Origin of the sequence: Ramlibacter sp., from assembly GCF_013697775.1 — a bacterium.
GTDB lineage: Bacteria > Pseudomonadota > Gammaproteobacteria > Burkholderiales > Burkholderiaceae_C > Ramlibacter.
On record NZ_JACCWG010000330.1, the window covers coordinates 1 to 5,169 of the forward strand.

A 5,169-nucleotide genomic window follows, 5' to 3' on the forward strand; every position below is an offset into this window, starting at 1 on the left:
CCTGGGCGCGGGTGGCCTCCAGGTTGGTCGCCAGGAAAGCACCCAGGCCGCCGGCCCGCTGTTCTTTTTCCATCAGCCGCGCGGTGAAGTGCTCGGCCACTTCCACCGCCGACGTTTGCCTGGAACACAAGGCCCGCGCCAACTCTGCCACGGTCAGGTCGTGCAGTTCGCCGCTCATTCGATCACCTTCGGCACCAAAAACAGGCCGCGTTCCACGGCGGGAGCGCTGCGCTGGTTGGCTTCGCGCACATTGAACTCCGACACGGTATCGTCGCGCAGGCGCAGCTGGATGTCCTGGATGGCGGCCACCGGGTGCGTGAGCGGCTCCACGCCGGTGGTGTCCACCGCGCGCATCTGCTCCACGATGTCGAAGAAGCCGTTGATCTGGGCCAGCATGCGCTCGCTCTCGTCGGCGCGCAGTTCGAGCCGGGCCAGGTTGGCAATGCGGCTGATGTCTTGTGCGGTCAGGGACATGGGGTCGGCGGTCGCGCAAAACGCGCGTCAACAGGACTTTCAGGGCCGAAACGGCCCGGTTTTCGACGGGGGATCGGGTATTATCCCGCCTTTGGTGTATCGGCCGCGCACGCGGCCGATTTCACAGAAAAAGACGAGGATTCCCCCCATGTTCGGAGCTTTCCGACGCTACCTGTCCACCGACCTGGCGATCGACCTGGGCACGGCCAACACCCTGATTTTCGTGCGCGACAAGGGCATCGTCCTGGACGAACCTTCGGTCGTTGCCATCCGCCACGAGGGCGGGCCGCAGGGCAAGAAGACCATCCAGGCCGTCGGCCACGAAGCCAAGGCCATGCTGGGCAAAGTGCCGGGCAACATCGAGGCCATCCGCCCGATGAAGGACGGCGTGATCGCCGACTTCACCGTCACCGAGCAGATGCTCAAGCAGTTCATCAAGATGGTGCATCCGCGCGGCATCTTCAAGCCGAGCCCGCGCATCATCATCTGCGTGCCCTGCGGCTCCACCCAGGTCGAGCGGCGCGCCATCCGCGAATCCGCCCTGGGCGCCGGCGCCTCCGAGGTGTACCTGATCGAGGAACCCATGGCCGCGGCCATCGGCGCCGGCCTGCCGGTGTCCGAGGCTTCGGGCTCCATGGTGGTCGATATCGGCGGCGGCACCACCGAGGTCGGCGTGATCTCGCTGGGCGGCATGGTCTACAAGGGCAGCGTGCGGGTGGGCGGCGACAAGTTCGACGAAGCCATCATCAGCTACATCCGCCGCAACTACGGCATGCTGATCGGCGAGCCCACGGCCGAAGCCATCAAGAAGGAAATCGGCTCGGCCTTCCCCGGCAGCGAAGTCAAGGAGATGGAAGTCAAGGGCCGCAACCTCTCCGAGGGCGTGCCGCGCAGCTTCACCATCAGCTCCAACGAGATCCTGGAAGCGCTGACCGACCCGCTGAACAACATTGTTTCGGCCGTGAAGAACGCACTGGAACAGACCCCGCCCGAACTGGGCGCCGACATCGCCGAGCGCGGCATGATGCTGACCGGCGGCGGCGCACTGCTGCGCGACCTCGATCGCCTGCTGGCCGAGGAAACCGGCCTGCCGGTGCTGGTGGCCGAAGACCCGCTGACCTGCGTGGTGCGCGGCTGCGGCATCGCGCTGGAGCGCATGGAACGCCTGGGCAGCATCTTCACCAGCGAATAAGCGCCGCGCGGGCCCCGTTCACCGGGAGGTCGGGCGACAATCCAGGTCATGCCGTTAGGGACCCTCGACCGTACGCCGCCGCCCTTCTTCAAGCAGGGGCCGTCGGCCGTTTCCAAGCTGATGGTGTGCAGCGCGCTCGCGCTGTTCCTGATGGTGGCGGACGCGCGCTTCAAGATCACCCAGCCGGTGCGCGCCGGCGTCGGCGCCGTGCTGTACCCGCTGCAATGGCTGGCGGTGCGCCCGGTGCTGCTGGCGCGCCTGGGCACCGATTATTTCCAGTCGCTCACCACTGCCCAGCGCAGCGAGGAAGATGCGCGCCGCAAGCTGGCCGCCCAGTCGCTGCGGGCCAACCAGGTCGAACTGCTGACGCTGGAAAACGAGCAGCTGCGCAAGATCCTGGCGCTACGAGCGCGCGTGCCCGAGACGGCCCAGGCGGCCGAGGTGCTGTACGACGCCGCCGACCCCTACACCCGCAAGGTGATCATCGACAAGGGCCTCGCGCAGGACATCGCCATCGGCTCGCCGGTGATCGACGAGGCGGGCGTGATCGGCCAGGTGACGCGGGTGCACCCGCTGATCAGCGAGGTCACCCTGGTGTCCGACCGCGACCAGTCGATTCCCGTGCTCAACACCCGCACCGGCGCGCGCGGCGTGGCCTACGGCGACGCCTCGGCCCATGCCGGCGCCATGGAGCTGCGTTTCATGGCCTCCAACGCCGACGTCCAGCCGGGCGACCTGCTCACCACCAGCGGCGTGGACGGGGTCTATCCGCCCAGCCTGCCGGTGGCCAAGATCGAAAAGGTCGAGCGCCGGCCCGACTCGGCGTTCGCCCGCATCGTGCTCAAGCCGCAGGGCCTGGTGGAAGGCGCGCGCTACGTGATGGTGCTGCGCCCATCCGAGGTGAAGATCCCCAACCGGCCGGCGCCGGAAGACGCGCCGGTCAAGCGCGGGCGCTTCGATGCCCGGGGAGCGGCCAAGCCATGATCATGCGTCCCGGGCAGCCGCTGCTGCTGCCGGCCAACCCGGTCTTCATCTGGGGCACGCTGCTGGCGGCGCTGCTGCTCAACATGCTGCCGCTCGGCCGCATCGCCTGGATGCCCGACCTGCTGGCTATCGTGCTGGTGTTCTGGAGCGTGCACCAGCCGCTGCGGGTGGGCATCATCGCGGCCTTCATCTTCGGCCTGGCGATGGACGTGCACCAGACCGCCCTGCTGGGCCAGCACGCGCTGGCCTATACCGCGCTCAGCTATTTCGCCATCACCGTGCACCGCCGGCTGCTGTGGTTTTCCGTGCCCTCGCAGGCGGTGCAGGTGCTGCCCCTGTTCGCCGCGGCGCATGCCATCGAGCTGGGTATCCGCATGCTGGGCGGCGGCATCTTCCCCGGCCCCATCGCGGCACTGGCGCCCGTGCTGGAAGCCACACTTTGGCCCGTCGTCAGCGTGCTGCTGCTGGCACCGCAGCGCAGGGCGCACGATCCCGACGAAAATAGGCCCCTTTGAGGTCAAGCGGTGACATGACTGAACTGCGCAACGTCGAGTTCGACCTGTCGCGTTTCCGGCTGCGGGTGCTGGCCGCCAGCATCCTGGTGCTGGTGTGCTTCGTGCTGCTGGCCTCGCGCCTGGTCTGGCTGCAGGTGTTCAAGCACGAGGACCTGCAGGAGCAGGCCGAGAACAACCGCACCGCCATCGTCCCGATCGTGCCCAACCGCGGGCTGATCCTGGACCGCAACGGCATCGTGCTGGCCACCAATTACTCGGCCTACACGCTGGAGATCACGCCCGCGCGCATCGACCGCCCGCTGGACAAGCTGGTGGATGAGCTGGGCGAGGTGGTGGAAATCAGCGGGCGCGACAAGCGCCGCTTCAAGAAGCTGCTGGACGAGTCCAAGAGCGTCGATTCGCTTCCGGTGCGCACCAAGCTCACCGACGAGGAGGTCGCCAAGTTCGCGGCGCAGCACTTCCGCTTTCCGGGCGTGGACATCAAGGCGCGGCTGTTTCGCAACTATCCGTGGGGCGAGCTGGCCAGCCACGTGATCGGCTACATCGGACGCGTCAACCAGACCGAGAAAAAGCAGATCGAGGAATGGCCGGAGGAGGACCAGGCCAACTACCGCGGCACCGAGTACATCGGCAAGCTGGGCGTGGAGCACAGCTACGAGTCGCAGCTGCACGGCGTCACGGGCGTCGAGCAGGTGGAAACCTCGGCGGGCGGCCGCGCGGTGCGCAAGCTGGCCAGCAGCCCGCCCACGGCCGGGCAGACGGTGAAGCTGTCCATCGACATCAAGATGCAAAAGCTCATCGAGGACCTGTACGGCGACCGGCGCGGCGCCGTGGTCGCGCTGGACCCGAAGACCGGCGAGGTGCTCTCCTTCGTGAGCAAGCCCACCTTCGACCCCAACCTGTTCGTGGACGGCATCGACCAGGAGAACTGGGCGCTGCTCAACGAATCTATCGACAAGCCGCTGCTCAACCGCGCGCTGCGCGGCACCTATCCGCCCGGCTCCACCTACAAGCCGTTCATGGCGCTGGCCGCGCTGGAGACCGGCAAGCGCCGGCCCGAGCAGTCCATCTCGGACCCCGGCTTCTTCTGGTTCGGCAACCACAAGTTCCGCGACGACAAGGAAGGCGGCCACGGTTCGGTGGACATGTACAAGTCGATCGTGCAGTCGTGCGACACCTACTACTACATGCTGGCCAACGACATGGGCGTGGACCTCATGGCCGAGCAGATGGCGCACTTCGGCTTCGGCACCATCACCGGCATCGACATCGCGGGCGAGGCTAAGGGGCTGCTGCCGTCCACCAAGTGGAAGCGCGCCGCCTACAAGAAGGCCGAGCAGCAGAAGTGGTACGCCGGCGAAACCATCTCGCTGGGCATCGGCCAGGGCTACAACAGCTACACCATCCTGCAGCTGGCCAACGCCATGAGCACGCTGGCCAACAACGGCATCCGGCTGAAGCCGCACCTGGTCACCGAGATCATCGACACCGTCACCAGGCAGGGCAAGCGCATCGAGCCGCAGGAAGGCGACAAGTGGCACGCCAAGCCGGAGAACGTGGCGGTGGTCCGCAAGGCGATGGTCGGCGTGAACATCGAAGGCACCTCGGCCGCGGCGTTCCGGGGCGCGCCCTACACCAGCGGCGGCAAGACCGGCACGGCCCAGGTGATCGCCATCGCCCAGAACGCGAAGTACAACGCCTCGCAGATGGACGAGCGGCACCGCGACCACGCGCTCTACATCGCCTACGCGCCGGCCGAGGACCCGAAGATCGCGGTGGCCATGGTGGTGGAGAACGCCGGCTTCGGCGCCGCCAACGCCGCGCCGATCGCGCGCCGCGTGTTCGACTACTGGCTGCAGGGCCTCTACCCCAGCGAGGAAGACCTGGCCGCGGTGCGGCAGGGCAAGGCCACCACGCCGATCGGCAAGCAGCGCAGCGCCGCCGAAGCGGCCTGGCCGCCGGCCGGCTCGCCAGGCGCGGCGAACATTCCCGCCACGCCGGCCT

The 5,169-nt window shown here is 67.6% G+C and carries 5 protein-coding genes; 4 read left to right on the forward strand and 1 reads right to left on the reverse strand.

The features are described from left to right. Positions 1-174: 174 nt before the first annotated feature. On the reverse strand, positions 175-474 hold the full coding sequence (gene gatC / locus H0U68_RS16675; protein WP_296357581.1) for an Asp-tRNA(Asn)/Glu-tRNA(Gln) amidotransferase subunit GatC: 300 nt from the start codon (positions 472-474) through the stop codon (positions 175-177). A 148-nt stretch (positions 475-622) separates the two neighbouring features. Here gatC and H0U68_RS16680 point away from each other — a divergent pair, with 148 nt between their 5' ends. The 4 genes from H0U68_RS16680 to mrdA all read left to right on the forward strand — a co-directional run. Then, positions 623-1,666 (forward strand): rod shape-determining protein, encoded by a 1,044-nt coding sequence (locus H0U68_RS16680; RefSeq protein ID WP_296357583.1) that lies wholly within the window; start codon positions 623-625, stop codon positions 1,664-1,666. A 48-nt stretch (positions 1,667-1,714) separates the two neighbouring features. Beyond that, positions 1,715-2,650, forward strand: a complete 936-nt coding sequence (gene mreC, locus H0U68_RS16685; RefSeq protein ID WP_296357585.1) for a rod shape-determining protein MreC — start codon at positions 1,715-1,717, stop codon at positions 2,648-2,650. After that, entirely contained in the window at positions 2,647-3,165 is a 519-nt protein-coding gene (mreD, locus tag H0U68_RS16690) for a rod shape-determining protein MreD (RefSeq protein WP_296357587.1), read from the forward strand. Before mreC ends, mreD begins: the two co-directional genes overlap by 4 nt. A 14-nt stretch (positions 3,166-3,179) precedes the next feature. Next, a partial coding sequence (gene mrdA / locus H0U68_RS16695; protein WP_296357589.1) for a penicillin-binding protein 2 occupies positions 3,180-5,169 on the forward strand: 1,990 nt, incomplete at its 3' end.

Bases quoted from the DNA above. Each gene is read 5' to 3' on its own strand.
- mreD (WP_296357587.1), top strand. From the start codon at position 2,647: ATGATCATGCGTCCCGGGCAGCCGCTGCTGCTGCCGGCCAACCCGGTC.
- gatC (WP_296357581.1), bottom strand. From the start codon at position 474: ATGTCCCTGACCGCACAAGACATCAGCCGCATTGCCAACCTGGCCCGG.
- H0U68_RS16680 (WP_296357583.1), top strand. From the start codon at position 623: ATGTTCGGAGCTTTCCGACGCTACCTGTCCACCGACCTGGCGATCGAC.
- mreC (WP_296357585.1), top strand. From the start codon at position 1,715: ATGCCGTTAGGGACCCTCGACCGTACGCCGCCGCCCTTCTTCAAGCAG.